This window comes from Klebsiella sp. CN_Kp073, from assembly GCF_040065495.2.
In the GTDB taxonomy this organism is placed as follows: domain Bacteria; phylum Pseudomonadota; class Gammaproteobacteria; order Enterobacterales; family Enterobacteriaceae; genus Klebsiella; species Klebsiella aerogenes.
Genome location: NZ_CM198051.1, coordinates 3,916,222 through 3,940,593, shown reverse-complemented (window position 1 = coordinate 3,940,593; position 24,372 = coordinate 3,916,222). Strand labels below are relative to the sequence as shown.

At 54.9% G+C, this 24,372-nt stretch carries 28 protein-coding genes, 1 tRNA gene and 1 pseudogene; 17 read left to right on the top strand and 13 right to left on the bottom strand.

What is annotated here, in order from left to right:
* Window positions 1-30: 30 nt before the first annotated feature.
* Complete coding sequence (locus ABLV66_RS19130; protein WP_161801889.1) at window positions 31-837, bottom strand: SDR family oxidoreductase; 807 nt, start codon at window positions 835-837, stop codon at window positions 31-33.
* Window positions 827-1,450 (bottom strand): multifunctional acyl-CoA thioesterase I/protease I/lysophospholipase L1, encoded by a 624-nt coding sequence (tesA, locus tag ABLV66_RS19125; protein ID WP_047049514.1) that lies wholly within the window; start codon window positions 1,448-1,450, stop codon window positions 827-829. The genes ABLV66_RS19130 and tesA overlap by 11 nt, the downstream gene beginning before the upstream one ends.
* On the opposite strand from tesA, the gene ybbA reads away from it, so the two are divergent.
* The 3 genes from ybbA (at window position 1,421) to ABLV66_RS19110 (ending at window position 5,845) form a co-directional block, all read left to right on the top strand.
* Window positions 1,421-2,107: a putative ABC transporter ATP-binding protein YbbA gene (gene ybbA, locus ABLV66_RS19120; RefSeq protein ID WP_047049495.1), complete on the top strand. Its 687-nt coding sequence runs from the start codon at window positions 1,421-1,423 to the stop codon at window positions 2,105-2,107. The genes tesA and ybbA overlap by 30 nt on opposite strands.
* A complete protein-coding gene (gene ybbP, locus ABLV66_RS19115; RefSeq protein WP_348876530.1) occupies window positions 2,104-4,518 on the top strand; it encodes a putative ABC transporter permease subunit YbbP in 2,415 nt (804 codons plus the stop codon). Before ybbA ends, ybbP begins: the two co-directional genes overlap by 4 nt.
* Window positions 4,519-4,699: 181 nt before the next feature.
* The gene (locus tag ABLV66_RS19110) at window positions 4,700-5,845 is read left to right on the top strand and encodes a porin (RefSeq protein WP_047049491.1); all 1,146 of its coding nucleotides are present in this window, start codon (window positions 4,700-4,702) and stop codon (window positions 5,843-5,845) included.
* Window positions 5,846-5,950: 105 nt separating this feature from the next.
* Here the strand turns inward: ABLV66_RS19110 and mnmH are convergent, their stop codons facing one another.
* The 6 genes from mnmH to ppiB all read right to left on the bottom strand — a co-directional run bounded on the left by mnmH (window position 5,951) and on the right by ppiB (window position 10,464).
* On the bottom strand, window positions 5,951-7,027 hold the full coding sequence (mnmH, locus tag ABLV66_RS19105) for a tRNA 2-selenouridine(34) synthase MnmH (protein ID WP_047049489.1): 1,077 nt from the start codon (window positions 7,025-7,027) through the stop codon (window positions 5,951-5,953).
* 109 nt (window positions 7,028-7,136) lie between these two features.
* On the bottom strand, window positions 7,137-8,204 hold the full coding sequence (gene purK / locus ABLV66_RS19100; RefSeq protein WP_049060698.1) for a 5-(carboxyamino)imidazole ribonucleotide synthase: 1,068 nt from the start codon (window positions 8,202-8,204) through the stop codon (window positions 7,137-7,139).
* Complete coding sequence (gene purE / locus ABLV66_RS19095) at window positions 8,201-8,710, bottom strand: 5-(carboxyamino)imidazole ribonucleotide mutase (protein WP_015367880.1); 510 nt, start codon at window positions 8,708-8,710, stop codon at window positions 8,201-8,203. Before purE ends, purK begins: the two co-directional genes overlap by 4 nt.
* Before the next feature lie 96 nt (window positions 8,711-8,806).
* Window positions 8,807-9,139 carry a hypothetical protein gene (locus ABLV66_RS19090; RefSeq protein WP_045393468.1) on the bottom strand — a complete coding sequence of 111 codons (333 nt, stop codon included), beginning with the start codon at window positions 9,137-9,139 and terminating at the stop codon, window positions 8,807-8,809.
* A 104-nt stretch (window positions 9,140-9,243) separates the two neighbouring features.
* Window positions 9,244-9,966 carry a UDP-2,3-diacylglucosamine diphosphatase gene (gene lpxH, locus ABLV66_RS19085; protein WP_348876529.1) on the bottom strand — a complete coding sequence of 241 codons (723 nt, stop codon included), beginning with the start codon at window positions 9,964-9,966 and terminating at the stop codon, window positions 9,244-9,246.
* A gap of 3 nt (window positions 9,967-9,969) precedes the next feature.
* On the bottom strand, window positions 9,970-10,464 hold the full coding sequence (gene ppiB / locus ABLV66_RS19080; RefSeq protein WP_015367878.1) for a peptidylprolyl isomerase B: 495 nt from the start codon (window positions 10,462-10,464) through the stop codon (window positions 9,970-9,972).
* A 173-nt stretch (window positions 10,465-10,637) separates the two neighbouring features.
* Between ppiB and cysS the strand changes: the two genes are divergently transcribed.
* Window positions 10,638-12,023 (top strand): cysteine--tRNA ligase, encoded by a 1,386-nt coding sequence (gene cysS / locus ABLV66_RS19075; RefSeq protein WP_045393462.1) that lies wholly within the window; start codon window positions 10,638-10,640, stop codon window positions 12,021-12,023.
* A 45-nt stretch (window positions 12,024-12,068) separates the two neighbouring features.
* Here cysS and ABLV66_RS19070 read toward each other — a convergent pair whose 3' ends face one another.
* The 5 genes and pseudogenes from ABLV66_RS19070 to folD form a co-directional block, all read right to left on the bottom strand.
* On the bottom strand, window positions 12,069-12,899 hold the full coding sequence (locus ABLV66_RS19070; protein ID WP_047049481.1) for a DUF2145 domain-containing protein: 831 nt from the start codon (window positions 12,897-12,899) through the stop codon (window positions 12,069-12,071).
* Window positions 12,896-13,327, bottom strand: coding sequence for an STM0539 family protein (locus tag ABLV66_RS19065; RefSeq protein ID WP_047049479.1), 432 nt, complete (start codon window positions 13,325-13,327; stop codon window positions 12,896-12,898). The genes ABLV66_RS19070 and ABLV66_RS19065 overlap by 4 nt, the downstream gene beginning before the upstream one ends.
* A gap of 8 nt (window positions 13,328-13,335) precedes the next feature.
* Window positions 13,336-13,702, bottom strand: a pseudogene (locus ABLV66_RS19060) (metal-dependent hydrolase).
* 118 nt (window positions 13,703-13,820) lie between these two features.
* Complete coding sequence (gene ybcJ / locus ABLV66_RS19055) at window positions 13,821-14,033, bottom strand: ribosome-associated protein YbcJ (RefSeq protein ID WP_015367876.1); 213 nt, start codon at window positions 14,031-14,033, stop codon at window positions 13,821-13,823.
* 1 nt (window position 14,034) lies between these two features.
* Entirely contained in the window at window positions 14,035-14,901 is an 867-nt protein-coding gene (folD, locus tag ABLV66_RS19050; protein WP_015367875.1) for a bifunctional methylenetetrahydrofolate dehydrogenase/methenyltetrahydrofolate cyclohydrolase FolD, read from the bottom strand.
* 320 nt (window positions 14,902-15,221) lie between these two features.
* Here folD and ABLV66_RS19045 point away from each other — a divergent pair.
* From ABLV66_RS19045 to ABLV66_RS18985, 13 genes are all read left to right on the top strand, one after another.
* A tRNA-Arg gene (locus ABLV66_RS19045) sits at window positions 15,222-15,298 on the top strand.
* Window positions 15,299-15,463: 165 nt separating this feature from the next.
* Window positions 15,464-16,678 (top strand): tyrosine-type recombinase/integrase, encoded by a 1,215-nt coding sequence (locus ABLV66_RS19040; protein WP_196092781.1) that lies wholly within the window; start codon window positions 15,464-15,466, stop codon window positions 16,676-16,678.
* Window positions 16,679-16,822: 144 nt separating this feature from the next.
* Window positions 16,823-17,179: a hypothetical protein gene (locus ABLV66_RS19035; protein WP_196092782.1), complete on the top strand. Its 357-nt coding sequence runs from the start codon at window positions 16,823-16,825 to the stop codon at window positions 17,177-17,179.
* Window positions 17,180-17,197: 18 nt separating this feature from the next.
* Window positions 17,198-17,656 (top strand): hypothetical protein, encoded by a 459-nt coding sequence (locus ABLV66_RS19030; RefSeq protein WP_196092783.1) that lies wholly within the window; start codon window positions 17,198-17,200, stop codon window positions 17,654-17,656.
* Window positions 17,657-17,873: 217 nt separating this feature from the next.
* On the top strand, window positions 17,874-18,071 hold the full coding sequence (locus ABLV66_RS19025; RefSeq protein WP_196092784.1) for a helix-turn-helix transcriptional regulator: 198 nt from the start codon (window positions 17,874-17,876) through the stop codon (window positions 18,069-18,071).
* A complete protein-coding gene (locus ABLV66_RS19020) occupies window positions 18,071-18,505 on the top strand; it encodes a PM1773 family protein (RefSeq protein WP_196092785.1) in 435 nt (144 codons plus the stop codon). The genes ABLV66_RS19025 and ABLV66_RS19020 overlap by 1 nt, the downstream gene beginning before the upstream one ends.
* A gap of 13 nt (window positions 18,506-18,518) precedes the next feature.
* On the top strand, window positions 18,519-19,328 hold the full coding sequence (locus ABLV66_RS19015) for an antA/AntB antirepressor family protein (RefSeq protein ID WP_196092786.1): 810 nt from the start codon (window positions 18,519-18,521) through the stop codon (window positions 19,326-19,328).
* Window positions 19,321-19,500, top strand: coding sequence for a DUF4222 domain-containing protein (locus ABLV66_RS19010; RefSeq protein ID WP_196092787.1), 180 nt, complete (start codon window positions 19,321-19,323; stop codon window positions 19,498-19,500). Before ABLV66_RS19015 ends, ABLV66_RS19010 begins: the two co-directional genes overlap by 8 nt.
* Complete coding sequence (locus tag ABLV66_RS19005; RefSeq protein ID WP_512173806.1) at window positions 19,497-20,456, top strand: ash family protein; 960 nt, start codon at window positions 19,497-19,499, stop codon at window positions 20,454-20,456. The genes ABLV66_RS19010 and ABLV66_RS19005 overlap by 4 nt, the downstream gene beginning before the upstream one ends.
* A complete protein-coding gene (locus tag ABLV66_RS19000) occupies window positions 20,453-20,707 on the top strand; it encodes a nicotinic acetylcholine receptor subunit beta (protein WP_196092788.1) in 255 nt (84 codons plus the stop codon). Before ABLV66_RS19005 ends, ABLV66_RS19000 begins: the two co-directional genes overlap by 4 nt.
* On the top strand, window positions 20,704-21,000 hold the full coding sequence (locus tag ABLV66_RS18995; RefSeq protein ID WP_196092789.1) for a ubiquinol-cytochrome C reductase: 297 nt from the start codon (window positions 20,704-20,706) through the stop codon (window positions 20,998-21,000). Before ABLV66_RS19000 ends, ABLV66_RS18995 begins: the two co-directional genes overlap by 4 nt.
* Entirely contained in the window at window positions 20,997-21,392 is a 396-nt protein-coding gene (locus tag ABLV66_RS18990) for a hypothetical protein (RefSeq protein WP_227592462.1), read from the top strand. Before ABLV66_RS18995 ends, ABLV66_RS18990 begins: the two co-directional genes overlap by 4 nt.
* Complete coding sequence (locus ABLV66_RS18985) at window positions 21,379-24,126, top strand: TOPRIM and DUF927 domain-containing protein (RefSeq protein ID WP_196092790.1); 2,748 nt, start codon at window positions 21,379-21,381, stop codon at window positions 24,124-24,126. The genes ABLV66_RS18990 and ABLV66_RS18985 overlap by 14 nt, the downstream gene beginning before the upstream one ends.
* Window positions 24,127-24,372 lie beyond the last annotated feature (246 nt).

Genomic DNA, 24,372 nt, shown 5'->3' with positions numbered 1-24,372 from the left:
TTAGATGGGGGCGACATTCAGCGCTTCAACTCAGCCCTGGATAATTTTGTCCATCGCACGTGCCGGCAGCAGGCGTTTTAACCAGCCTACCGCGTGGGTGACCAGCGTCACCGGATAGCGCAGTTTCGGCTTGTCGCTGACGAAGGCGTGACGCACTTTTTCCACTACCGCCTCCGGGCCGAGCGTAAAGCGCGCGGCAATGCCTGGGTTCTCTACCGTCTTGTCGCCGGTCTGGTTAACGTTGTTGGTAAAGCGGGTACGGATTGGCCCAGGCTCAATCAGGCTGACTTTTATGCCGCTGTGGCGGAGCTCCATGCGCAGGGCATCGGACCACGCCTCCAGCGCGTATTTACTGGCGGCATAGGCGCCGCGGCCGGGGCTGGAAATCAGCCCCATCACCGAAGAGGTCATCACGATGCGGCCCTCGCCGTGCGGCTGCATAGCGGGCAGCAGCAGCATGGTGAGCTGGTGGGCGCCGAAAAAGTTGGCGGAAAACTGCTGTTCCATTTGCTGACGGCTGATGGTGGTGAGCGGACCGTAGACGCCGTAGCCAGCATTATTGAACAGGCCATACAGGCGGTTCCCGGTCAGCGCGATGACCTCGGCGGCGGCATTTTCGACGCTTTGCGGGTCATCGAGATCCAGCAAAATACCGGTCAGACCCAGTTCCTGCATACGGGCGACATCCTCCCCCTTACGGCAGGCGGCCAGTACCCGAAAGCCCTGGCGTTTTAAATCGAGCGCGCTTTCGAGGCCAATTCCGCTGGAACATCCTGTAACTAAAACCGATTTTTGCATAACTTTACCTGTGAATGACTCCCGGCGTTCAGGAGTCATGATTAACTAAGGGAGCCAACCGGGTTGCCATCCAGTCGGCAATAAACGGTTGCGCATCGCGATTAGGATGAATGCCGTCGTCCTGCATCCATTGTGGCTTGAGATAAACCTCTTCCATAAAAAAGGGCAGCAGAGGAATATCGAACTCTTTGGCCAGTTGCGGATATATCGCGCTAAAGGCTTCATTATAACGGCGCCCATAGTTGGCGGGCAGGCGTATTTGCATCAGCAGCGGCTGGGCCTTCGCCGCTTTGATATCCTGAATAACGGTACGCAGCGTCTGCTCCGTTTGCTGCGGCGGGAAACCACGCAGCCCGTCGTTGCCGCCCAGTTCCACCAGCACCCAGCGCGGCTGGTGCTGCTTCAGTAGCGCCGGCAGGCGCGCCAGTCCCTGCTGCGAGGTGTCGCCGCTGATACTGGCGTTGACCACCGTCGTTTTGGCCTGCCACTTCTCATTAAGCAGAGCAGGCCAGGCCGTATTGGCCGCCATTCGATAGCCGGCGCTCAGGCTATCGCCAAGCACTAACAGCGTATCCGCCGCCATTGCGCGGCAGGTAAACAGAACCATAAACAGGAAAGGCAAATGCCAGCGGAAAACATACTTGAAGTTCATCATCTTAAGAAATCCGTCGGTCAGGGAGAGCATCAGTTGTCCATCCTTACCGGAGTTGAGCTGGTTGTCAAACCGGGGCAAACCATCGCCCTGATTGGCGAGTCCGGTTCCGGGAAATCCACGCTGCTGGCCATTCTCGCCGGGCTCGACGACGGCAGCAGCGGCGAAGTGTCTCTTTTGGGGCAGCCGCTGCATCAGATGGATGAAGAGGCGAGGGCGACGTTACGCGCGAAGCACGTAGGCTTTGTCTTTCAATCGTTTATGTTGATTCCGACGCTAAATGCCCTGGAGAACGTCGAGCTGCCGGCCTTGCTGCGCGGCGCCAGCGATAGCCAAAGCCGCGGCGATGCGCGCGCGCTGCTTGAACAGCTAGGGCTTGGCAAACGCCTGCACCATTTACCGGCGCAGCTTTCCGGCGGCGAGCAGCAGCGAGTGGCGCTGGCTCGCGCCTTTAACGGCCGTCCGGCGCTGCTATTTGCCGATGAGCCGACCGGTAATCTCGACCGTCACACCGGCGATAAAATCGCCGATCTGCTGTTCTCACTCAACCGCGAACACGGCACCACCCTAATTCTGGTGACCCACGATCCGCTGCTGGCGGCGCGTTGCGATCGTCGCTTACGCCTGGTGGATGGCAAGTTGCAGGAGGAAGCATGATAGCCCGCTGGTTCTGGCGCGAATGGCGCTCGCCTTCACTGCTCATCGTCTGGCTGGCATTGAGCATGGCGGTGGCCTGCGTGCTGGCGCTGGGCTCAATCAGCGACCGTATGGAAAAAGGGTTGAGCCAGCAAAGCCGCGAATTTATGGCCGGGGATCGCACCTTGCGCAGTTCACGCGAAGTGCCCGCCGAGTGGATCGCCGAGGCGCGCGCGCTCGGGTTAACCGTGGGCGAACAGCTGAGCTTTGCCACCATGACTTTCGCTGTAGATACCCCGCAACTGGCGGATGTCAAAGCGGTTGATGATACTTATCCGCTGTACGGCACGCTGGAGACCTCTCCGGCGGGATTAAAACCGCAGCGCGGCAGCGTCCTGCTGGCGCCGAGGCTGATGGCGCTGCTGAATCTAAAAACCGGCGATAACATTGATGTTGGCGACGCTACCTTGCGCATCGCCGGCGAGGTCATTCAGGAGCCTGACGCCGGCTTCAACCCCTTCCAGATGGCGCCGCGGCTAATGATGAATATCGCCGATGTGGCGAAAACCGGCGCGGTACAGCCCGGCAGCCGCGTCTCCTGGCGCTATAAGTTTGCCGGTAGCGCGCAGCAGCTGGCGGCCTACGAGCGGTGGCTATTGCCGAAGCTTGGCGCGGAACATCGCTGGATTGGCCTGGAGCAGGATGATAGCGCGCTGGGTAAATCGCTGGAGCGCTCGCAGCAATTTTTACTGCTGTCCGCGTTATTAACGTTGCTGCTGGCAGTCGCCGCGGTGGCGGTCGCGATGGGGCATTACTGCCGCAGCCGCTACGATCTGGTCGCTATTCTCAAAACCTTAGGCGCCGGGCGGGCGCAGCTGCGTAAACTTATCGTCGGTCAGTGGCTAATGTTGCTGATGCTGGCGGTTGCGGCGGGGGGCGCGATGGGGCTGCTGCTGGAAAAAGCCCTGCTGCTGATGCTTAAACCGGTGCTGCCCGCCGCGCTGCCGCCCGCCAGCGGCTGGCCGTGGCTGTGGGCTATCGGCGCGATGGTGGTGATTTCGCTGCTGGTCGGCTGGCGGCCCTATCGGCTGCTGCTGGCGACTCTGCCGCTGCGGGTATTGCGGCAAGATGTGGTGGCTAACGTCTGGCCGTTAAAACACTATATTCCCGTGGTCTGCGCGGTGGTTGTCGGCGGACTGGCCTGGCTGATGGGCGGTAGCCCGCTACTGTGGTCGGTGCTGGTCGGGGCCTTGGTGCTGGCGCTGCTATGCGGGCTGGTAGGCTGGGCCTTGCTGTGGTTGCTCAAGCGCGTCACGCTAAAAGCGTTGCCGCTGCGCCTGGCGGTGAACCGTCTGTTGCGCCAGCCGTGGTCAACGCTGAGCCAACTGGCGGCGTTTTCACTGTCGTTTATGCTGCTGGCTCTGCTGTTGGTGTTACGCGGCGATTTGCTCGAACGCTGGCAGCAGCAGCTGCCGCCGGAAAGTCCGAACTACTTTCTGATTAATATCGCTCCCGAACAGGTAGTTCCGGTGAAGACATTCCTCGCCGAACACCAGACCCGGGCGGCGGAGTTTTATCCCATCGTGCGCGCGCGGCTGACGCAGATTAACGGTCAAACCACCGAGGGCAATAAAGACGAAGCGCTAAACCGCGAGCTTAATCTCACCTGGAGCGAGCAGCGCCCGGATCATAATCCGCTGGTGGCCGGCAGTTGGCCGCCGAAGGCGGGCGAGGTGTCGATTGAAGAGGGGCTGGCGCAGCGGTTGGGCGTCAGGATCGGTGATAGCATCACCTTTACCGGCGATACCCAGCAATTTAGCGCTAAGGTGACCAGCGTGCGCAAAGTTGACTGGGAGAGCCTGCGGCCAAACTTCTTCTTTATTTTCCCGCCGGGGGCGCTGGATGGGCAGCCGCAAAGCTGGCTTACCAGCTTCCGTTGGGATAATGGCAACGCGATGCTGACCCAGCTTAACCGCGAGTTTCCCACCGTTAGCCTGCTGGATATCGGCGCCATCCTGCGCCAGGTCGGCCAGGTGTTGACGCAGGTCAGTCGGGCGCTGGAGGTCATGGTGGTGCTGGTCACCGCCTGTGGCGTGCTATTGCTGCTGGCCCAGGTGCAGGTCGGGATGCGCCAGCGGCATCAGGAGCTGGTCGTCTGGCGGACGCTGGGGGCTGGTAAAGTCTTGCTGCGCACCACGTTGTGGGTGGAGTTCGCCCTGCTTGGCGTGGTTTCGGGGCTGGTGGCGGCCATTGGCGCCGAGGTGGCGCTGGCGATGCTGCAAACCAAAGTGTTTGATTTTCCATGGACGCCGGACTGGCGGCTGTGGGTGATGCTGCCACTCTCAGGCGCTATTTTATTATCGTTGTGCGGCGGTTGGTTGGGATTACGCTTATTAAAAGGTAAAGCGTTATTCCGACAATTTAACCAGTAAATAGATTTCATTTTTATGAAGCGCCGCGCAATTTCGCGGCGCTTTTATTTTAACGGCACAAAATGATAATTCCTTGATTTTTAAGCGCACAAAACATTAAAAACCCAACAACACGTCGTGCTAATTCGCAGTTAATATTCAACTGGCAAATATAAGGTTGCTTATTACTCAAGGAAAAAGCATGGCACATAAAATAAAAGCGCTGGCGATCTCGATCGGCGCAGCATTAGCGTTAACCTCTTTTGCATCCCAGGCTGAGATTACGCTGCTGAAACAAGATCCGCAGGCGGGCGATCCGTTAAGTCGCCTTAACTTTACCGTCGGCGGGAGTATTCGTCCGCAGTTCAATATGATGACCGGCGATGGCGATAAAGGTTCCTACAAGCGTAACGGTTTCGATGGCGGCACCCGTTTCCGTTTCGCGGCTGATTACTATCTCTTTGATGATATTAGCTGGATCAGCTACTACGAACTGGGCGTCAATATTCCGGCGCTGTTCGATTGGGACAATCACTACGCGGAAGGGGCGAATAATACCACCCGCCGTATGTTGTTCACCGGTCTGAAGAGCGATACCTGGGGTACCTTAACCTACGGTCAGCAAAACAGTATTTACTATGATGTCGTCGGCGTGAAAACCGATATCTGGGACTACGATATGATCGGTCAGGCTCCGGGTAACGGTATTAACGGCGATTACGATGGTTCTTATCGTTCACGCAATATGTTGAAATATAAGAAAACCGTCGGTGATGTCGATCTGTATGGCTCCTATCTGTTTGAAGATAGCGAATATCTGCCGGGCGATGGTCTGCGCTACAAGCGTAAAGGCGGCGGGTCTATCGGCGTGGATTACCACATCATGAAGGACCTGACCTGGGGTACCGCGTGGAACTACACCCGCGCCGAAATGCGCGACCCGTCAAGCTCCAATAGCAAAACCTACGACCAGAATATTGTCGGTACCGCGTTGAGCTGGACTCCGGATAACTGGACCTTCTCCTTCGGCGGCGGCTGGTATCAGAACTTCCTGACTACCAAGAAAACCGATGTTCATAACTATTTCGCCGGCGATGCCTGGGGTATTGAATACTTTGCGGGCTATAAATTCCCGATCAATCAATACGCTGTTAAATCTATTCAACCGTACTTTATGGGCGACCGCCTGGAGTACGTGAATGGCCGCAACTACCAGCGTATTGATAACGGTTTGGGTATTAGCTTCCAGCTGGATTACGGTTTCCGTGTTGATTACGAGCACGTGTTTACCTCCAGCACCGATGATCTGGGCGATATGAACCTGGTGCGTCTGCGCTACGACTTCTAACGATGAGTCGCCGCAAGCCGGGAATTTCCCGGCTTGCGCTGCGCTAAGCGGGAGTAGCCCCGGTAAGGCGCCAGCCGCTACCCGGGAAGCCGTCTGGTTGGGGAACTACTTCGCCAGCCAGGCGGCGACATCCTGCCAGTTACCGCGAAAGATAATCTTCCCGGCTTTTTTCCCCAACTGATAGCGATACATCGGGTCGTAGTATTCATTTAACAGCGGAACCAGCCAGGCGAAGTGCGCCTCGGTACTGGCGGTACGCTGCTGCTGCGACAGCGCCGCGTCGAGCAGTTCGCTTAGCTGGGCAAAGCGCTGTAGCCCTAGCCGACGCCGGATGGCAAACAGCCCGTGATGCAGATACTCGCTATATTCCTGCCAGCCTTTCTCTTCGCCATAGGCGGCAATAAAGTCGCGATGCATACGATCGAAGTACTCTTCGCGCAGTCGCTCCAGACGAACGTCAAACGGATCTTCCACCACCGCCAGCGGCGATTGCGCCATGCGGATACGCAGGCATTCCGGCAGGTGGTTCGCGCCGATCATATGGCCTTCATCTTCCAGTACCCAGCGTGTCTGTTGTTCAGCTTTTTTAAGCAGGGTGACCGCCAGATGGTTTTCGAACGTCGCCTGCGGGTGTTGCTGCAGTAGCGTTCGGCCAAATGACGAACCGCGGTGGTGGGCGTGACCTTCAAGATCGATACCGTCCGGGCGCGAGCAAACCAGCTGGGTTTTGCCATTGCCGGTGCAGCCGCCAATCAGCACGATAGGGCGCTGTACCAGCTCCTCGGTAGTCTGTATTGCCGCCTGGCGTAGCGCTTTGTAGCCGCCGACAATCAGCGGATAATCGACGCCAGCTTCCCGCAGCCACTGCTGCACGATATGCGAGCGCTGGCCGCCGCGGGCGCAGCACAGATAGCCCTGCGGATAGCGGGCGCAGGCCTCCAGCCACGCCTTGAGACGGCTGGCTCGCAGGTCGCCATCGACCAGCTTATGGCCGAGGGCTAATGCCGCTTCCGGCCCCTGGCGCTTGTAACAGGTGCCGACGGCGGCGCGTTCGTCATCGTTCATCAGCGGTAGGTTAATCGCCGCGGGCATCGCGCTTTGCTGAAATTCCACCGGTGCGCGGACGTCGATAAGCGGCGTATCCGCGCTGAGGATGGCGCGATAGTGTCTCCCATTTTCCATGGGTCGTCCTTTTGAGTTAAAACCAGATGTGCTTACTGCGAGGTGGGGATTCTACGCGCCGAAGGGCGTGCCGGGGAAGGGGATAGATCAAATCCCCGGCACGAATGGCTTAATTAAGCTGCGATTGCGCCCAGAAAACACCGCTGGCGTATTCGGCTGGCAGGAGCGGTTTCAGCGCTTCCAGCGTGGCGCTCAGGCGATCGGTATCGCTGTCGGTCAGATTCAGGTGGCCGACTTTACGCCCCGGACGAACCTCTTTGTCGTACCAGTGCAGATGCACCAGCGGCAGTTTTAGCCAGTCGTAGTTCAGATCGCTGCCGATCAGATTGATCATCACCGACGGGCTGTTGACCACCGGTGGCGGCAGCGGTAGATCGGTAATGGCGCGCAGGTGCAGTTCAAACTGGCTAATGGAAGCGCCGTTCTGCGTCCAGTGGCCGCTATTATGTACGCGCGGCGCCAGCTCGTTGATCAGCAGTCCCTCGGCGGTGACGAAGCACTCCATGGCCATCACGCCCACGTAGTCGAGCTCGTTCATGATCGCCGTCAGCATGCTTTCCGCCTGCGCCTGCTGGCGGGCATTGGCCTGCGGGAAGGCGACGCTGGCGCGCAGAATGCCGTCCTGGTGCAGGTTGCGGGTCAGCGGATAAAACACCGTGCTGCCGTCGCGGCCGCGGGCGCCGACCAGCGACACCTCGCCGGAGAAGTTAATACCCTGCTCAACGATACACTCGCCGTAGTTATCATCGGGTAGTTGTGTGGTTTCGTTCTCGCGTAAACGCCACTGGCCGCGGCCATCGTAGCCGCCAACGCGGCGCTTGACGATAGCCAGTTCGCCCAGACGGGCAAACACGGCGGGCCACTCGCTTTTATCCGCCAGTAGCTGCCACGGCGCGGTGGCGAGGCCAAGTTTGTCGAACAACTGTTTCTGGGTCAGGCGGTCGGCGATGATCGGAAAAACGTCGCGGTTAACGAACGCCGGATGGCGCGCCAGCTCACGGGTTAAAGCGGTTTCCGGCCAGCGTTCGATTTCGGCGGTGATGACGCTTTGCTGGAACGGCACCGCTTCCGGGTCGGCTTCCAGGCCGACCGGCCAGACGGCGATGCCCAGCGGTTCACCGGCCTGACGCAGCATGCGGCCTAACTGTCCGTTACCGAGGACGCAAACCTGTTTCATGCCGCACCTCGCGGGTCCGGGTTATCCAGCACCTCATCGGTTTGCGCCTGACGCCAGGCGCTCAGGCGCTGGTGCAGCTCAGCATCATGCTGGGCGAGAATTTGCGCGGCGAGCAGGGCGGCGTTAGCGGCGCCGGCTTTGCCGATGGCCAGCGTGCCGACCGGGATGCCGCGCGGCATTTGAACGATAGAGTAGAGGCTGTCAACGCCGCTTAACGCTGCGCTCTGAACCGGCACGCCAAGCACCGGCACCAGAGTTTTCGCTGCAATCATGCCCGGCAAATGCGCCGCGCCGCCCGCACCGGCGATGATCACCTGATAACCGTTGCTTTCGGCGCTTTCGGCGAAGCTAAACAGTTTATCGGGCGTACGGTGGGCGGAAACCACTTCAACATGGTGCGGAACGTTCAGGGTATCAAGGATTTCTGCGGCGAACTGCATGGTAGCCCAGTCGCTTTTGGACCCCATCACGATGGCGATACGCGCCGGATTATTGCGGGAAGACATGCGTCTGAAAACTCCTGTGGGTGTGCTTCACACTGCTTTAGAGGCCACAGAGAATAGCACGATATCCCGCTAAGGAAAACGGTTGCGTACGCGTGGTTAGCCGTCTTTTGTCTCGCTTGCCGACGATGAAGTACGTTGTTTATTTGCCTTTATCTCATTCATGATACAGGTGATAAGCAGCACTAACCCCCAAGGAAGCATCAGGGTACCCATGATCAGTAAATAGATTTGTACCAGCCGCCCATCGTGGGGCCGGGTACAGAGCAAATAAATAGCATAAAAATAAATTGCCCATGCCAGCATTGCACACCAGACAAATGCCAGTGTGTTGCCGATAGCGACGCCGATTAAGGCGATATAGCTTACCCCTAACGGATTGAGGATCGCGATGATCATTCCCCAGATTAGGGGCTGGTTCCATTTTTTCATACTCGTTCCTTGAGTGAGATTTAGCCAAAGGCTAGCATGCGGAGAACAGATAGCGTCAGTCATTCCCCCTTCAGAAGAAGGTTTTCGGAATTGTGCCTGGGAGATTAAAACGGGAAATAGATAAGTTCGACGCCGTCGGCGCTGACTTTCACCATTGACCCTTCGCTGTGCCACGCGCCGAGAACCACGCGCCACGCGGGCTGCCCGTTGGCCTGGAGTTCATGGACGGCCGGGCGATGGGTATGGCCGTGAATCAGCCACTGCACCTGATGCCGCTCCATCGCGTCGACGACCGCCTGCGGATTCACATCCATAATTTCCATCGATTTGCTGCTGTTGGCGGCTTGGCTATCGGCGCGCATTTTGGCGGCGATGCGGCGGCGGATAAACAGCGGCAGGGCGAGAAACAGACGTTGGATCCACGGGGTGTGGACTTTAGCGCGAAACGCCAGGTAACCGGGGTCATCGGTACATAAGGTGTCGCCATGCATAATCAACACTTCACGGCCATAGAGGTCCAGCCGCTCTTCTTCAGCGAGCAGGATCATGCCGCTCTGGCGGACGAAGCGCTGGCCGACGAGAAAATCGCGGTTGCCGTGGATGAAGTAGCAGGGAACGCCGGCGTCGACGACGGCTTTGATTGCCGAAGCGATTTGCTGATGCAGCGGGTTCGGATCGTCATCGCCGATCCAGGCCTCGAACAGGTCGCCGAGTATATACAGCGCGTCCGCTTCGCGGGCGCTGCCGGCTAAAAAGCGCAGAAAACCGGCGGTGATCGCCGGTTCTTCTGTTTGCAGATGCAGGTCTGCAATAAAAAGTGTCGCCACGAATTATTCGCTGACGGTGACGCTTTTGATTACAACATCTTCTTTCGGCACATCCTGGTGCATGCCGCTGCGGCCGGTGGCAACCGCTTTGATTTTGTCGACCACGTCCATACCTTCAACCACTTCGGCAAAGACGCAGTAGCCCCAACCCTGCAGGCTTTCGCCAGAGAAGTTCAGGAAGTCGTTGTCTACTACGTTGATGAAGAACTGCGCGGTGGCGGAGTGCGGGGCCTGAGTACGGGCCATCGCCAGCGTACCACGGGTGTTTTTCAGACCGTTGTTGGCTTCGTTCTGAATCGGAGATTTGGTCGCTTTCTGATTCATGCCTGGCTCAAAGCCGCCGCCCTGAATCATGAAGCCATTGATAACACGGTGGAAAATGGTGTTGTCGTAGAAACCTTCGCGGCAGTAGTCCAGGAAGTTTTTAACTGTTTCCGGCGCTTTGTCGTCAAACGTTTTGATTACGATATCGCCATGATTGGTGTGGAAAGTAACCATTTTTGCATCCTGTTCCGATGATTGTAGTGCTGAACCCAGGGTTGGGTATGACATAGGTGGCTGTTATAGCATAACCGCGGGGGTCGATGCACCTTGCAATGTGTGCTGCTTCCGGTTTGAATTAGGGTTAGAATAAGCGACTTATATCCACACACGTCTACACGGAATCTTCGATGTTAAAAATTTTTAATACACTGACGCGCCAAAAAGAAGAATTTAAACCTATTCATGCCGGGGAAGTTGGCATGTACGTGTGTGGAATTACCGTTTACGATCTCTGTCATATCGGCCATGGCCGCACCTTCGTCTCTTTCGACGTTGTCGCTCGTTACCTGCGCTTCCTTGGTTACAAGCTGAAGTACGTGCGCAACATTACCGATATCGACGATAAAATCATTAAGCGCGCTAATGAAAATGGCGAAAGCTTTGTCGCGCTGGTCGATCGCATGATCGCTGAAATGCACAAAGATTTTGACGCCCTGAACATTCTGCGCCCGGACAACGAGCCGCGCGCCACCCATCATATCGCCGAAATTATCGAAATCACCGAGCAGCTGATCGCCCGCGGTCACGCTTATGTGGCGGATAACGGCGACGTGATGTTCGACGTACCGACCGACCCGAACTACGGTCTGTTGTCGCGCCAGGATCTCGACCAGCTGCAGGCGGGCGCCCGCGTCGACGTGGTTGACGTTAAGCGTAACCCAATGGACTTCGTCCTGTGGAAGATGTCGAAAGAGGGCGAGCCGAGCTGGCCGTCGCCGTGGGGAGAAGGGCGTCCGGGCTGGCACATTGAGTGCTCGGCAATGAACTGCAAACAGCTGGGTAATCACTTTGATATTCACGGCGGCGGTTCGGATCTGATGTTCCCGCATCACGAAAACGAGATCGCGCAATCGACCTGCGCCCACGATGGCGAATACGTCAACTACTGGATGCACTCCGGAATGGTGATGGTCGATCGCGAGAAAATGTCGAAATCGCTGGGTAACTTCTTCACCGTCCGCGACGTGCTGAAGTACTACGATGCCGAAACCATCCGCTACTTCCTGATGTCCGGCCACTATCGCAGCCAGCTGAACTACAGCGAAGAGAACCTCAAGCAGGCGCGTTCGGCGCTGGAGCGTCTGTACACCGCGCTGCGCGGAACCGATAAATCCGCGCAGCCTGCCGGCGGCGAAGCCTTCGAAGCGCGCTTTATCGAAGCGATGGATGACGACTTCAATACCCCGGAAGCCTACTCGGTGCTGTTCGATATGGCGCGTGAAGTAAACCGTCTGAAAACGGAAGACGCGGCAGCCGCGAACGCGCTGGCGGCCCATATGCGTAAGCTCTCATCGGTGCTGGGTCTGCTTGAACAGGAACCGGACGCTTTCCTGCAGAGCGGCGCGCAGGCCGATGATGGCGAAGTAGCGGAAATCGAAGGGCTTATTCAACAGCGTCTGGATGCGCGTAAAGCGAAAGACTGGGCGGCGGCGGATGCGGCGCGCGATCGTCTTAACGAGATGGGTATCGTGCTGGAGGATGGTCCGCAGGGCACCACCTGGCGTCGTAAGTAAGCGCCATTGCTAATGAAAAGGCCACGCTTGCGTGGCCTTTTTGCGTTAGGGACTGACTTCCAGTGGTGTAGGCTGAAAAACGCATACGGATTCGGGCAGATTCAGATGCAGGCAGGAGGATATGTTGCGGCTGTAACGGGCAATAAACTGAATAACGCTATCGCCACTGTTTAAACCTACTTTGCCACTTGCCAATAGTTGTTCCGGCTGATCGTCGGTAAAAACATTGCTGGCAACTATTTTTGCCCCAAGGCGTTCGAAAATCGTGACCTTAACTAACGAGGGTTGATAACCCTGCTGTAAGAGCCAATGTCTGGCCTGCTCGCGTGACCAGATGTTGCTATCGCCCGCTCGGGCAAAGACTTCCAGCAGCCAGCCATTAGAGTTTTGATACGGCCCGGAGAAGGGCCAGGCGATCAGGTTATAGCGCGGGCTGTGAAACAGGTTCAGTTTGACAGGGTTGTGCAAAAGCGCTTGTAGCGCAGCGTTAAGTTCGCCGCGCGGACGTAAAATCGCAATCTGCTGGTTAACCAGTTCATCGGCGAGAAACTCATATAATCCCTGGACGTACAGCGCCGATCGCGCGGTGCCGCAGGTATTCAGATTATGATAAACCCGCCAGCTGTTATCGGCCTGCCGTAGGGCGTAGCCGGCATGTGACCAGGTTAACCCACGGCTGGACATATCTTGCCCCTGGCGGACCAAAATAACCACCGCTTCCGGTTCGCTATTTAATTGTTGTTTGAGCAACTGTGCCTGATGCATGGTTGCGGCAATGGTTTCCGCCGATGGCGACCCCGTGCCGCAATCGGTGCTGGCTGCAGTCGCGCTTACTGATGCCACGCTCAGGCACAAGGCGAGCGCCAGGCGCTTCATTTCGCCGACAGCGGTTGGTTAGCGGAGAGCGAGGCGTCCTCTTGATTCACCATATGGGTCAGGACCTTACCTTCTTTTTTCAGCAGTGCGCCGGTGCCTTCCGGGGCTTTCTCCAGCGTCAGCTTGTCCCCGGTTTTGAGATCCGCCTCTTCCACCACCTGCAGCGGCAGCACCATTTTGACGGTGTTCTGTTTAGGGTCTTTGGTGGTCAACAGCGCGGTTTTCTGCTCTTTATTTTTGTCGACAGAAGCGGTAATCAGTGCGGCGGGGAGCAGGACTGGAGAGAGAATGATGCCGCTCACCAGCGCCGAACTGCCGATACTGGTAATGGTCGAAGAGACGGCATAGGCGTTTGTATGATCCTCGGCGTGAATCGGGCACGAAACCGCCAGCAGTGCTGCAGCGGCAAGGATGGTCGTTTTATACATGTTAATCCCTAACGTTGAATAGATTGACGATATAGCCAGAGTAGTAGCGCCAGTGCGCTTCCCGGCAGCCAGACCCACTGCAGCTCGGAGAGGATCACCTGATGGCCATAAGGCGTGGCATAACGCGATAGCGCGAATGGCACCACTTTAATCACCTGCCAGGGCAGGAAGAAGCGTTGATCGGAGCAGGGCCACAGCCAGCCGACGCCTTTACCACCATCGGTGATGGCATCGAGCAGGCTATGGGATAAGAGACAGATACTAAGAAATGCCCAACGCCACGCCAGCCAGCAGCAGGCGAGGGGGAATGATTTTGCATCCCAGCCCTAACCCCAGACACAGCGGAACGGCGGCATGAGTGACGATAGTTGGCATTAGCTTATATTCTACAAATAAAAGCCTATTATCCGTGGGGTATTTGAGGATTACATCCCCGCATTATTCTGATTTTCCTGCGGGAGAGCGCTGGCGCCGGGACCGGCGCCAGAAAGGATTAGGCGATAACGGTAATGCTTTGACCGTCAAAGGTCACCGTTTGCCCGGCGACGATTTTACAGCGTTTGCGGGTTTCCACCGCGCCGTCGACTTTCACCAGCCCTTCGGCGATGAAGATTTTGGCCTGCGCGCCGCTTTCGCTCCAGCCTTCCAGCTTCAGCAGGTCGCACAGTTCAACATGCGGGTGTTTGCCCAGAGAAAAATTCGCCATCTTAGGCCTCCTGAATGTCGTGATACTCTTCGCACGCCTGCAGCGTATTCTGAATGAGGGTCGCTACGGTCATCGGGCCGACGCCGCCCGGCACGGGCGTAATGTAGGAGGCGCGTTCCGCCGCGTCTTCAAACACCACGTCGCCGACCACTTTGCCGCTTTCCAGACGGTTAATGCCGACGTCCACCACGATGGCGCCTTCTTTAATCCATTCACCCGGAATAAAGCCCGGTTTACCGACCGCGACAATCAGCAGATCGGCATTTTCGACGTGGTGGCGCAGGTTTTTGGTAAAGCGGTGGGTGACGGTAGTAGTGCAGCCCGCCAGCAGCAGCTCCATGCTCATCGGACGGCCGACGATGTTAGAAGCGCCAATCACCACCGCGTTGAGGCCATAAGTATCGATATTGTAGCGCTCAAGCAGGGTAACAATGCCGCGCGGCGTACAAGGACGCAGACGCGGCGCACGTTGACACAGGCGACCAACGTTGTACGGATGGAAGCCGTCGACGTCTTTGTCCGGGGCAATGCGCTCAAGGACTTTAACATTGTCGATGCCGGCAGGCAGCGGCAGCTGCACCAGAATGCCGTCGATAGTGTTATCGGCATTAAGCGTGTCGATAAGTTCCAGCAGCTCAGCTTCGCTGGTGGTTTCCGGGAGATCGTAAGAGCGGGAGACGAAGCCCACCTCTTCACATGCCTTGCGTTTGCTGCCGACATAAATCTGCGATGCAGGGTTGCTGCCGACCAGCACAACGGCGAGCCCGGGGGCGCGTTTTCCGGCCGCTACGCGCGCCTTCACTTTTTCCGCGACCTCAGAGCGCACCTGCTGCGCAATCGTTTTACCGTCAATAATTTTTGCTGCCATCAGAGAGAGGATTCCATCTGTCACTTTACGAAAGGGGGATGTGGATATTTTGTCAGAAGCCAGCCCCGCTGTCAGTTATCGTTTGCGTTTTTATCGGTTTTCCGCCGCGGGGCGGAGGAAAACAGGCTATTTTCCCGCGCTATAGCGACGTAATGGACGAGTCGCCAACGAGTGGGGCGAACAATCCTTAACCAGACATCGCGTTAATAATCGACAAGCTCGCTATGCTACTGTCTTTTCCCGGCAAAATGCATTGACTCACCGGAGGTTGACCGTATAATTTCACGCGATTGCACCTCCCGAAGCTCCCGCTTCTCAGTGCGCCCTTAGCTCAGCTGGATAGAGCAACGGCCTTCTAAGCCGTAGGTCACAGGTTCGAATCCTGTAGGGCGTGCCATACTCACTTATCTTAACGTCTCCTGAAGTCTACTAAAACCAGCATCCACGCGGCATACGCCAATATCTCATTATCTCAACGTCTACTATGGTCTATTGAAATCCACATTCATGTGGGGGTACATTTGGGGGTAGATTCCTGTTCAATGAAATGAGATACCCCCAAGTGAAGCTCACAGCCCGCCAGGTCGATACATCCAAAGCTAAGGACAAACCCTATAAACTGTCTGATGGCGGTGGCCTTTACCTCTTGGTGAACCCCAACGGCTCTCGATACTGGCGGCTGAAGTACCGGGTCGCAGGTAAAGAAAAGTCGTTGGCTTTAGGTGTATACCCTGACGTCTCGTTGGCCGATGCACGTCAAAAACGAGCAGAGGCTAAAAAAGTACTGGCTGCTGGTGGTGACCCGGGACAGGAAAAGCAGGAAAAAAAACATGCTAAGGCGATGGCCGTATCAAATAGCTTTGAGAGACTGGCGCTGGAATGGCATGAGCATAAATCGATGAACTGGTCAGCAGGCTATGCCAGCGACATCCTGGAGTATCTGAGAAAAGATATTTTTCCTTATATTGGCTCCCGGTCGATCACTGATATTAAGCCCGTTGATATGTTGGCTGTTCTTCGCAAGATGGAACAACGTGGAGTACTTGATAAGCTCAAAAAGACACGTCAAGCCTGCCGGCAGATCTTCACCTATGCTGTCATCACCGGTAGAGCAGAACATAATCCCGTGGTCGATCTCGCCAGTACTCTAAAAGCACCAAAGCAAAAACACTTCCCTCATTTATCGGTTGAACAAATACCTGACTTTCTGCGAGCTCTGAACGACTATAGCGGCAGCGTGGTGACTCGAAATGCTACCCGCCTGCTTATGCTTACTGGGCTCAGGACAATTGAGCTCCGTGCTTCTGAATGGGTTGATATCGACTTCGATAAGGGGATCTGGAATATCCCTGCAGAGCGAATGAAGATGCGGCGGCCACATCTCGTTCCTATCTCAACTCAGGTTCGCGAACTGCTTGAAGAAATCCACCAGCTTACCGGGCGAGGGAAGTATGTTTTCCCTGGACGGAATGATGCCGGTAAGCCAATGAGTGAGGCCAGCATTAACCAGGTGATTAAACGAATCGGTTATGACGGTAAAGCGACCGGGCACGGCTTCCGCCACACCATGAGTACCATCCTCCATGAACAGGGATATAACACCGCCTGGATTGAAACGCAGTTGGCTCACGTCGATAAGAATTCAATCCGCGGGACATACAACCACGCTCAGTATCTGGACGGCCGGCGGGAAATGCTCCAGTGGTATGCCGACTATATGGCGGTGCTTGAGAACGGTGAAAATGTGGTGCATGGCTCGTTCGTGAAACGTGCCTGACTGGATGCATAGACAGTATATACAGACGATAGTAGACTTAGGTAGACGAACAAAGAATAGGCTATGTCTAGGCTGATCCCCGAAAACCCGTACACCTCTGCGGGCTGACATAGCCGCCAAAATCAGAGGGCGTGAGGTGGCGTTATGTTAGATATCGCTGAAGTGCTTAAAGCGAGAGAAAGTGAATTTGTTAGCTTGAGAGAATTGGTTACGCGTATTCGCTTGCATCAACCGCATGTCAGTGAATCTCAAATTGCAGATTTTCTTTATATAGAAGAAGCTAATGGCGATCTTCCTGAATGGGTTAAGCAGGGCATAGCTGGTACTATTGAGCAAACAGATACTGATAATCATTATGATGGAGATCCATCTTTAACATCTCTCCTTAAAGCTATACGTGAAGAGGGATATATGCCTGAAGTTACACCTACGCTCGAAATAGCTCGGCCTACTGCGAGTGAACCTCCTTTGGATTTTGACGACTCAGATATTCCATTCTAACGAACAATTAAGGAGATAATGATGGCTGGTTGGGGAAGCAGGGATCATTGGTCGGCACCTCATTTTGATGTGTATGGTTTTAGGCGCTCAGATTTAAAGACATTAGCAGAAAAGCTAGGTATGGATTTGTCTATTCCATTAGACAAAATAACGCCAAGCATTCCAGATACTACGGATAGCAAGCCTTTGAGCGAGGCTGATGTTGAAATGTTACGCATGGAAATTGATTCGCTTAAAAGGCAAGTTCGTAAACTTGAAAGCGAACGTCCGATTCTCATAAAAAAATATAGAGAGGACGATCCGCTTTTTTTGGCCATACAAATAAGAAATAAAGAGTGGTCGAAATATGATCATGAGAATGATAGGGCTACACGTGCCAATCAGGCATCCATCAAGCAAGAACTAGAGGGGATGGGATTTACTAGCCGTCAGGCAGAATCTATTGAGCTAGTTGCGTGCCCTATCAAGCGAGGGTGAGAGCCTTACCCTCAGGGCTCTTTGAGCTTAGTTACTCTACCCCTGAGGGTACTTTTGTAGGAGCCCCTAGGGTAGTTGGGCTTTAAAATGAAAAAACACTCTAAACCCTTAGGGTAATTTATTCATTAATACCCCTCATGCTTGAGGGTATGAAAAAATACATGTTTTTCATGCCATCATTTATCTCGTAAACCGCAATAGACGTTACGAGGTAAATATGTCTCAATCGCTAATTAGATTCTCTGAAGTACAAAAGCGCACTGGCTACAGTAAGGCTTGGTTGTATCGTCTTATGAGCGAGCAGCGTTTTCCCGCCGCAATTAAAATTGGCTCACGCTCAATCGCATTCATTGAAAGTGAAATTGACGAATGGATTCATCAGCGCATCACTGAGTCGCGTGGTGAGGTGGCCTGATGCAAAAAGAAAACCGCCTCGGGCTGCAGGCGGCTAACACAGATATTCGCGGATCTGATGTTACGCCACCAGCACGTTCCATTCAAGAGTCACGCCGCACCCCGAAAAAGCATCGAGCTCGTGTTTATATGCTGCGTACTGGTGTTGAGGGATGGACTGAAAACGACATTCTGCGTTACTGCCAACTTTCCTCTGGCCGGAATTATGCCACTGAGGTTGAACGCCGCCTTGATATTAACCTAGAGCGCATCGAGCAGAAGAACCCGGATGGCATTGGTGCTCATCTACGTTACCGCTTTGCCTGCCGTGATGACGTTTTGAAGGTTATTCAGTACGTCAACCATATGGCTGCCGTCAATCATCATAGCGGGCTTTCTAAGCAGGATATCGTCGACATTCTGAACCTCTACCCGGATAACCTCACCGCTGCATAACGGAGCCGACAAAATGAAAATCGAAAAAAGCAGATTCAATTCTGAGGCCACCCCTCAACCTGATATTAACCACAGCGTAATTAACGGTAACGATTTTGCCGCTATTGTCCCTGTTATTGCTGGTCAGATTGGTGGGCGTGAAACCAATATTGCGAGCGCCCGAGCTTTGCATAAAGTGCTGGGTGTGGGTCGTGACTTTACCAACTGGATTAAAGGTCGCATCGACCAGTATGGGTTTGTAGCCGGGGCTGACTACATCCGTGTTGAAAATTTGAGCTCACCAAAACGGGCGAGCTCAAAATTTCGTCAACAAATCGAGCATGATTACCTTCTCTCGCTGGATATGGCTAAAGAGGTGGCAATGGTTGAGCGCAACGAACAGGGCCGCGCCGTTCGCCGTTATTTCATCCAGTGCGAGGAAGCGTTACAGCTGAGTGCGCCGGAAATCGCCGCGAAGTATCGCCGGTACCTCAAAGCCCGCATTGGTGCCGCCAACCTCTTTAAGCCGATGTGCGCTGCTCTGGATGCTGCCCGCGCAGAACAGGGTAAAGAGACGCAAGGCCGCCACTACAGTAACGAGAGCAACATGATCGCCCGCATTGTTTTGGGTGGTGTGACCGCTAAGCAGTGGGCGCAGGCGAACAGTATCGAAGGCGAGCCTCGCGATAGCATGAGCGCCGGACAACTGGAGCATCTCAGCTACCTGGAGAGTACCAACATCACATTGATCGATATGGGTATGGAGTACGGCCAGCGCAAAGCGGAATTAACCCGCCTTTCACAGCGCTGGCTGGCTAAACGTCTGGGGGATAACGATGAATAAGCCCACCAACTCACCGCTGCCAAACCACGTCTATCGCGACGCTCACGGCCAGATAGTGAGCGTGACGGCTGTAGCGCACAATCGCGTGACGTTCTACCGCGAGGGCTACCAATTTCCGTGCGTGCAGTCCATTGAGCGTTTCATGAAGGAGTACGTGGAGGTGAAGCCATGATTACCGCCACCCAGGGCAAAAACCTCTCTCTGGCGGGCCTGATGTTTCCATACTCAGGCTTTAAAACCTTAGCAAAACTTAGCTTACGATTTGCTGATAAGGGGAAATATTTTCCCCGTATCGCTGAGGTGATGAATTGTATTGCTGCCTCTGACAGTCGCGCTGCATGGACTTTCGCGACCAGTACGCGCGAGCTTCATCACACCTTAAGTAATGAGTTTTTAGAGTCCATAAAAAAGGGCTTGATGTTACACGCCATCCCGGTCTATGGTTATAGCGCACCAGCAAAATCTGGTGTCAGGATTGGCGTCCTGGTAAAGTACAAGGCGACACATGACGCGCCTAGCGTCTTTTTTTGTGTCCTCGCATCTTCACACCATTTTTTCAGTGATATGGCTATAGCCCGTGTCGCTAATAAAATAATGGTGGGCTGGATGGGGGCGGAGCAATCCGCGCCGGTTACCTTGTACGCCGGTTACGCCAACCCTGTTCAGCTCACCACCAGTGAAATTGGCGTTTCCGGTGGTGGGATTAAATCCCAGTACAAGGAGGCTGCCGCATGTTGGCTACTACCCCTACCCAAAATCCGCAATACATCTGGATTATCGCCGCTATTCGCCGCGATTGTCCGAAAATCAAACCTGTTCTCCACCGTGTTGCTGCTCAGACTGAGCGTGATGCCCGTCGTGCTCTGGTGCGTGATCACGTCTGTTTCTTCGCTGGTCGTATCTCTGTGCAGGGGGCGCGACATGATTAAAACCTACGATATCCCCATCGATCCTAAAGAGCGTTCGGCAACTCTCATTTCATTGGCATTGCTAATGGATGAAGTGCTGAAAGGCAATGCTGACAACCGGGATGAATACCTGTCCGCCCTTATCTCTCTCTTCGAAGTGTACGCCCGGGACTTACACAGCCTGCTGGAAGGTCACGCACTACCGGAGGTGGCGCAATGAGCCTGAATCTTCATCCGTCAGATGTGGAAGCCGAAGCTATGCTGGGTCATCCGCAACCTTATCCAGAAAGTTTCACTCTTGCCGAACGCACGTCTGAACGTATGACCCGCGCGCACAACGGTCTTGTTCACGTGATGACTAACTTGCTGCCTGCCGTTGATGGTGATCAACAAGAGGATATTTATCACTGGCTGAGCGCCGTTTTAACAATTGTTGATGTCACCAATATTGATGCGGAGAGCAGAGCATGAGTATTTATAACGACTTTGTACGGGTTAGTTTCCCGGATACAGAAAAAGACGAGCTTATGAAATTGTCTGCTCGCGCAGAATGCGCTGCTGACAGCATCCTTAACGGGGTCGCAGCAGTCGGTAAGCTGATGTTTTATGCAGGTGATATTGATAATGGTGTTTATGAGCCGACAGCGAGTGATTTTCGGGATATTGGCGGAATGCTGATGGAACTAATGCCGCTGGCTCAAGCGTTAACTGATACAGCAGCTAATGCAGAGTGCCATTGCCGGTTGTTGGGGAAAACCAAATGAACGATAAACCTGAAAGTACATTGTCGGAACAGGCTGATTTAGCCATCAGCACAGAGCTCGGTGAGCAGACAGCAAAGGTTGCTGGGGCTGTTTGGCTCCACAATCTGGATACTACTGGATCGGATATGGTGACCATCAATACGGTTGAAGGACATACTGTTGAATCTGTGTTAAGACCGTCAGATGTAACGGATTTAATTTGCGCATTTCTGTTTCCGGTTATGCAGACAGTACACAAAGACAACTGGAAGCTAACTCTTAGTGCTGAGTTTGATTTATGGCTCGAGCCAAACGGAAATCTCTCTGATTACGGGATCGTCAAATGGGGCATGCTGGTTAATCACATTGCTAATGTTATTGACCATGTGGGGTATGGCGATGCGAAACATTGATGTTATCCGCCAAGTATCTGAGGCAGCCCGCGGGCGTTGGCCGGACGTGCTTTCGCTGATGGGGATTGATGTCCCCGCTTCACCACGGGCGCAGGTGGCCTGCCCGGCTTGTGGTGGTAAGGATCGCTTTCGCTTCGATGACGACGGGCGCGGGGCTCACTTCTGTAACTCCTGTGGTGCTGGTGACGGGCTGGAGTTGGTGAAGAAGGTTAACAGCTGCGACACCACCCGTGCCGCGCAGTTGGTTGCCGACGCACTGGGGATGAATGTACACACCCTCCATACTCCAGCCAGTAACGACAATTCCCTGCAACAGCAGGAACAGGCTGAACGCCGGGCGGCGCTGGCGCAGCAGCAGGCCGAAGAACAGGCTGCTCGCGCAGCCCGCTTCTCTTCTAAGCTGGCGGCGCTGGCAGCGCAGGCGCAACCTGGTGAATCCGCTTACTTGGCTGGCAAGGGGTTGCCCGGGTTTACCTATCCGATCTTGCCAGGCGGTGCTCTGTTATTGGTGTTGGTGAATGAGTTCGGCGAGGATGCGGCCGCACAGACTATTGCGGTAGAGGGAGAAAAACGCCTGCTGACCGGTTCAGCGAAGAAAGGCTCTTATCACGTCATTAACTCAGCTCATTCACCGGAGATGGTGATTATTGGTGAGGGGGTGGCTACCGTCCTTTCTGTTCACCTGATGTGCCCTGACGCGCTGGCTGTGGTTGCCATTGACGCCGGGAACCTGCTGCCAGTAGCGCAGGTGATGCGCCGGAAGTATCCACATGCACAGGTCGTCATTGCCGCTGATAACGACATCAAGCCGGACGAGCCCAATACCGGTAAGGAGGCCGCAGAGAAAGCAGCTACGACAGTAACGGGATTTGTAGCACTTCCACCTAGTGACCATAAAGCTGACTGGAACGACTACCACCAGCAGCATGGCCTAGAAGCCGCTACAGCGGCGTTTAAGAATTCGATGTATCAACCGCAGGAGCCTGAAGTGTCCGCGAAACTGCAAGTGATCAACGGAGGGAAGAAGGACGCATCAAAACCTGAATCTCTTCGACCTCATATCCAAAGCCGTATTGATGGTGTGTACTGGGTTGAACCCAAATCAGACAAAGATACCGGGGAAATCACTACCCGTGAAAGCTGGCTGTGTTCTGCTCTGGAGGTCATAGGCACTGGCATAGATGACAGTAAAACCCGGTATCTGATCCTGCGCTGGCGGCCATTCGGCTCGAGGGGGGATACTGTCCAGGCAATACCACTTGCTGATATTGGTGAGCGTGAGGGCTGGCGAACTCTCAAGGCCGGCGGGGTAAACGTCACAACCAAAAGTGGGTTACGTGCAACGTTGGCCGACTGGCTACAGAGCTGCGCCAATGGAGAGGTATGGCGCATTGCGCATGCTACGGGCTGGCAGTGTGGCGCCTACATCATGCCGGATGGCGAGATCATTGGTACTCCAGAGCAGCCGGTGCTGTTTAACGGGCGAAGTTCTGCAGCATCCGGTTACACTACCAGCGGTACTATTGATAGCTGGCGGGAGAGCGTTGGACGTCTTGCCTTTGGTAATTACTCGATGATGACTGGTGTGGCCGCAGCATTGGCAGCCCCGCTGATTGGCCTTGCTGGTGCTGATGGATTCGGTATCCACCTCTACGAACAGTCGAGCGCGGGTAAGACTACCACTGCTAATGTGGCATCCAGTCTTTACGGAAATCCTGACATGCTGCGTCTCACCTGGTACGGTACTGCGCTGGGGCTGGCGAATGAAGCTGCCGCACATAATGACGCGCTGATGCCACTAGACGAAATCGGCCAGGGGGCTGATCCGGTGGAGGTCTACAAATCTGCCTACGCGCTTTTTAATGGCACGGGTAAGCTTCAGGGCGCGAAGGAAGGAGGGAACCGTGATCTGAAACGCTGGCGTACTGTAGCAATCAGTACTGGTGAGATGGATCTGGAAACCTTCATTGCCAGTGCAGGTCGTAAGGCTAAAGCGGGCCAACTGGTTCGCTTGCTGAATATTCCGATGCGTCGGGCAGTACGCTTCCATGAGCATGCCAATGGTAAACATCATGCCGATGCTCTCAAGGATGCATACCAGCGTCATCATGGAGTGGCCGGGCGTGAGTGGGTGAAGTGGCTGGCGGACCACCAGCACGAGGCGGTAAGCGCCGTCAGGGCAGCGGAAGAGCGCTGGCGTAGCCTGATCCCGTCTGATTACGGAGAGCAGGTTCACCGAGTCGGTGCCCGGTTTGCCATTCTGGAAGCCGCACTATTGTTAGGTCAGGTGATCACTGGCTGGGATGAGCAGACGTGTCGGGATGCTATTCAGTACAGCTATAACGCCTGGCTGCGTGAATTTGGCACTGGGAACAAAGAACATCAGCAAATTATCGAGCAGACGGAGGCATTCCTGAACGCCTACGGGATGAGCCGCTTTGCACCGTTCCCGTATGACCCGAGCAGCCTTCCCATCTCCAACATGGCGGGATACCGGCAGAAAGGGGGGCACGAGTCTGACCCAATGGTGTTCTACACCTTCCCGGCAGCCTTCGAAGGGGAGATTGCTCGCGGCTTTAACCCTCGTCAGTTTGCGGAGGTACTGAAGAAAGCAGGAATGCTGACGCCACCGACTTCAGGCCGTGGTTTCCAGAGAAAGTCACCGCGCATTGATGGGCGACAGATTCGGGTTTATGTCCTGCAGTATCTGCCGGACGATGACCAGCCAGAGTAAAAGCATTCTTTCATGTGTGTAGTTTAGGTGTTGGTTCAGTTGGTTCGGTTGGTTCAGTAAATTAAGCTCATTATTTTATAAGGATTTTTATCTTCTTATTGAACCAACACTGAACCAACAAATGGCGATTTTGAACCAACACCAGAGGAATGGGGCTTTTACTTGGCAGGCAGTGAACCGAGAGAAAGGCCGGCTGAATCAACATTATTTCTGTTATGTATACCAAATTGACGACCAGGGGATGTA

Bases quoted from the DNA above. Each gene is read 5' to 3' on its own strand.
- ABLV66_RS19000 (WP_196092788.1), top strand. From the start codon at position 20,453: ATGAGCCTGAATCTTCATCCGTCAGATGTGGAAGCCGAAGCTATGCTG.
- ABLV66_RS19025 (WP_196092784.1), top strand. From the start codon at position 17,874: ATGTCTCAATCGCTAATTAGATTCTCTGAAGTACAAAAGCGCACTGGC.
- ABLV66_RS19030 (WP_196092783.1), top strand. From the start codon at position 17,198: ATGATGGCTGGTTGGGGAAGCAGGGATCATTGGTCGGCACCTCATTTT.
- ABLV66_RS18985 (WP_196092790.1), top strand. From the start codon at position 21,379: ATGCGAAACATTGATGTTATCCGCCAAGTATCTGAGGCAGCCCGCGGG.
- folD (WP_015367875.1), bottom strand. From the start codon at position 14,901: ATGGCAGCAAAAATTATTGACGGTAAAACGATTGCGCAGCAGGTGCGC.
- ABLV66_RS19110 (WP_047049491.1), top strand. From the start codon at position 4,700: ATGGCACATAAAATAAAAGCGCTGGCGATCTCGATCGGCGCAGCATTA.
- ABLV66_RS19015 (WP_196092786.1), top strand. From the start codon at position 18,519: ATGAAAATCGAAAAAAGCAGATTCAATTCTGAGGCCACCCCTCAACCT.
- ABLV66_RS18990 (WP_227592462.1), top strand. From the start codon at position 20,997: ATGAACGATAAACCTGAAAGTACATTGTCGGAACAGGCTGATTTAGCC.
- ABLV66_RS19010 (WP_196092787.1), top strand. From the start codon at position 19,321: ATGAATAAGCCCACCAACTCACCGCTGCCAAACCACGTCTATCGCGAC.
- mnmH (WP_047049489.1), bottom strand. From the start codon at position 7,027: ATGGAAAATGGGAGACACTATCGCGCCATCCTCAGCGCGGATACGCCG.
- tesA (WP_047049514.1), bottom strand. From the start codon at position 1,450: ATGAACTTCAAGTATGTTTTCCGCTGGCATTTGCCTTTCCTGTTTATG.
- ABLV66_RS19130 (WP_161801889.1), bottom strand. From the start codon at position 837: ATGACTCCTGAACGCCGGGAGTCATTCACAGGTAAAGTTATGCAAAAA.
- purK (WP_049060698.1), bottom strand. From the start codon at position 8,204: ATGAAACAGGTTTGCGTCCTCGGTAACGGACAGTTAGGCCGCATGCTG.
- ABLV66_RS19070 (WP_047049481.1), bottom strand. From the start codon at position 12,899: ATGAAGCGCCTGGCGCTCGCCTTGTGCCTGAGCGTGGCATCAGTAAGC.
- ybcJ (WP_015367876.1), bottom strand. From the start codon at position 14,033: ATGGCGAATTTTTCTCTGGGCAAACACCCGCATGTTGAACTGTGCGAC.
- ybbP (WP_348876530.1), top strand. From the start codon at position 2,104: ATGATAGCCCGCTGGTTCTGGCGCGAATGGCGCTCGCCTTCACTGCTC.
- ABLV66_RS19065 (WP_047049479.1), bottom strand. From the start codon at position 13,327: ATGTATAAAACGACCATCCTTGCCGCTGCAGCACTGCTGGCGGTTTCG.
- ABLV66_RS19035 (WP_196092782.1), top strand. From the start codon at position 16,823: ATGTTAGATATCGCTGAAGTGCTTAAAGCGAGAGAAAGTGAATTTGTT.
- purE (WP_015367880.1), bottom strand. From the start codon at position 8,710: ATGTCTTCCCGCAATAATCCGGCGCGTATCGCCATCGTGATGGGGTCC.
- ppiB (WP_015367878.1), bottom strand. From the start codon at position 10,464: ATGGTTACTTTCCACACCAATCATGGCGATATCGTAATCAAAACGTTT.
- ABLV66_RS19005 (WP_512173806.1), top strand. From the start codon at position 19,497: ATGATTACCGCCACCCAGGGCAAAAACCTCTCTCTGGCGGGCCTGATG.
- ABLV66_RS19020 (WP_196092785.1), top strand. From the start codon at position 18,071: ATGCAAAAAGAAAACCGCCTCGGGCTGCAGGCGGCTAACACAGATATT.
- cysS (WP_045393462.1), top strand. From the start codon at position 10,638: ATGTTAAAAATTTTTAATACACTGACGCGCCAAAAAGAAGAATTTAAA.
- ABLV66_RS18995 (WP_196092789.1), top strand. From the start codon at position 20,704: ATGAGTATTTATAACGACTTTGTACGGGTTAGTTTCCCGGATACAGAA.
- ybbA (WP_047049495.1), top strand. From the start codon at position 1,421: ATGCCAGCGGAAAACATACTTGAAGTTCATCATCTTAAGAAATCCGTC.
- ABLV66_RS19090 (WP_045393468.1), bottom strand. From the start codon at position 9,139: ATGAAAAAATGGAACCAGCCCCTAATCTGGGGAATGATCATCGCGATC.